At 43.9% G+C, this 547-nt stretch carries 2 tRNA genes and 1 rRNA gene; all 3 read left to right on the top strand.

The annotated features are described in order from the left end of the window. A 16S ribosomal RNA gene (locus EBO34_RS20435) occupies nt 1-55 on the top strand; the annotation flags it as partial. Nucleotides 56-222: 167 nt separating this feature from the next. Then, nucleotides 223-299 (top strand) — tRNA-Ile (locus EBO34_RS20430). 22 nt (nt 300-321) lie between these two features. Further along, nucleotides 322-397 (top strand) — tRNA-Ala (locus EBO34_RS20425). Nucleotides 398-547: the final 150 nt, after the last annotated feature.

Below are 547 nucleotides of genomic sequence, written 5' to 3'. Positions count from 1 at the left end.
GGTGAAGTCGTAACAAGGTATCCCTACCGGAAGGTGGGGATGGATCACCTCCTTTCTAAGGAGCTTTTGAAGCTCATAAGTTTCAACAATGTTTCTGCTTTGGTCTTTTTGTTTAGTTTTGAAAGGTCAATCCTTTCTTTTCTAAAAAAGGGAATATCGTTTTGAGAGTAAATGCTCTCAGAACTTTTTTTCTGGCTAAAAACCCCTTATATTCCAAAAAGGGGGCCTGTAGCTCAGCTGGTTAGAGCGCACGCCTGATAAGCGTGAGGTCGGTGGTTCGAGTCCACTCAGGCCCACCATTAACTTAAAACATAATGATACGGGGCCTTAGCTCAGCTGGGAGAGCGCCTGCTTTGCACGCAGGAGGTCAGCGGTTCGATCCCGCTAGGCTCCACCAATTGCCTTTTTAAGGCAGCTTGCTCTTTGAAAACTGGATAACAGTAACGACATCAAATTTCTGATAGAAATTTTTAAAAGTAAACTCTTTATGAGTTTCACCGGTTGTTTGAGAGAACAACCGAGTGTCTTAGAAGGCTGAGAAACATCG

It is taken from the genome of Alteribacter keqinensis, assembly GCF_003710255.1.
GTDB lineage: Bacteria > Bacillota > Bacilli > Bacillales > Salisediminibacteriaceae > Alteribacter > Alteribacter keqinensis.
Note: the sequence above shows the minus strand (reverse complement) of the source record. Positions and strands in the feature narration are given on the sequence as shown.